Source organism: Johannesbaptistia floridana, assembly GCF_057440575.1.
Genome location: NZ_JALKVM010000208.1, coordinates 1 through 2120, shown reverse-complemented (window position 1 = coordinate 2120; position 2120 = coordinate 1). Strand labels below are relative to the sequence as shown.

1 protein-coding gene is annotated in these 2120 nt (G+C 37.8%); it reads left to right on the top strand.

Annotated features, from left to right (window positions below):
* Nucleotides 1-505 precede the first annotated feature (505 nt).
* Nucleotides 506-1795, top strand: coding sequence for a YcjF family protein (locus MW688_RS13610; protein ID WP_486736555.1), 1290 nt, complete (start codon nt 506-508; stop codon nt 1793-1795).
* Nucleotides 1796-2120 lie beyond the last annotated feature (325 nt).

Sequence of the window (2120 nt, the reverse complement as noted above, 5' to 3'; positions counted from 1 at the left end):
TTTTCAGGTCAAGTGCTTTGTAAGTGGTAGCATGGTTTCCTTGGCCTAAAACACTCATTAGTTGGTAGCGTTGAGCGATAATTTCATGGGTTACAGAATTCATAGTCATAGGTTTATAACTAGTATATTCTTCAATTGTAGCCTGTAATCTTCAATTTAAATTCATACCAATACTTGTGAATTAGTGCTTTTTTAGATTTTGTCTAAGAAATTAATGTATATTACTATACATTTTATCCACTCCCGTGCTCCGGTGCTCCCTGCTATAACTAGGCGATCGCTTCCTGGTGGAAAATCCCAGGCTAAGAGCAAAGTACTAATACTTTTGTACTAAATTATTTTAATTTAAAAGTTTATTGGGCTAAAGCCCAACTACAAACTTATCTTTCAGTTTAAAAATTTAACTCCTACATAGCATTTTTCCTCTCTCGTGAGGTTATCTTCACTTTTTAGGTGAGCTAACCATTAGCTATGATGATAATGAGGGTATTATTAATAGCTAAATATGATTGAAAATAATAATATTAATGATTCTATAGTAGATCAAGAGATTGCCAAATCTGAAAACAAGCCGGGTAAACTAAACTGGTTATCCAATTTATTGCCCTTTACCAAAATATCGGAAAAGGTATCTAGTTGGTTTAACGTCTCAGAAACTGAATTGGCAGATATCTTGTCAACTGTGCGCCAAGAATTACCTACCACTCAAGCTTTTTTAATTGGTAAACCCCAAGCGGGAAAAAGCTCAATTGTGCGTGGTTTAACGGGAGTTTCAGCAGAGATTGTGGGAGAAGGTTTTCGCCCGCACACTCAAAATACTCAACGTTATAATTATCCCTGTGATGATTTACCCCTATTAATTTTTACTGATACGGTTGGTTTAGGAGATATTAATCAAAATACTGCCAAAATTATTGAAGAATTAGGGAATGATTTACAACAACCTAGTCGTGGTGCCAAAATCATGATTCTCACCGTTAAGATTAATGATTTTGCTACAGATACCCTGCGGGAGGTGGCTAAGCAACTGAGAAAAGAATATTCAAGTATTCCCTGTATTTTAGTAGTTACTTGTGTACATGAATTGTATGAAAGTATAGATACACAACATGCTGAATATCCACCCCAAGGAGAAGATATTCAAAGGGCTTTTACTGCTATAGAAGAGGATTTTACTGGCTTATACGATCGCTCCTGTATAATTGATTTTACCAAGGAAGAAGATGGTTATGATCCAGTTTTTTACGGCTTAGAAGCCCTCAGAGATAATTTAGCAGAATTACTCCCAGAGGCTGAAGCCCAAGCCATACACCAACTCATGGCCAATGAGGCTACGGAAAAAATTGGTAACCTCTATAAAGATGTGGCACGTCGCTATATCTTGGCTTTTTCTCTCATGGCTGCTACTATTGCCGCTGTGCCTTTACCCTTTGCTACTATGCCCGTCTTAACAAGTCTACAAGTATCTTTAGTCGGCTTGATTGGTAAACTATATGGTCAAGTATTGACGCCTTCTCAAGCGGGAGGAATAGTAAGTGCGATCGCCGGAGGATTCCTCGCCCAAGCAGTAGGTAGAGAATTAATTAAATTTATCCCGGGGTTTGGTAGTGTGATTGCAGCATCTTGGGCTGCTGCCTATACCTGGGCACTTGGGGAAGGAGTATGTGTTTATTTTGGGGATCTAATGGGGGGCAAAAAGCCTAACCCAGATAAAATTCAGCAGGTAATGAAGGAAGCTTTTAGTGTGGCTAAGAAGAAATTTAAACAGGGAAAATTTCAAGCTACACCGGATTAATAGCATCATAAATAGATGAATAATCCTGCTCCCCCAAACCCTGAGTAATAGCAGTGGTAACTATCTCTCTAATACCAGTTAAACCGCTTCTAAAAATCTACTCAAATTTACTCAAACAGCAAAATAAGACAGAAAAAAGTCAGCGGTATATCTTTTGCCATGTAAAGTGTTTTTACTCCTTGCCAATTACTCGGTACTCTGTATCACTGACACAGACTCAATAATTCGCTTAACCTTACATGCCCAGTTAGGGTACACTTCCATACGATAAAAGGTATCCCTCTTTATGTATCCAAGTTCAGCTTTAAATAGTTTATTTAGTTGA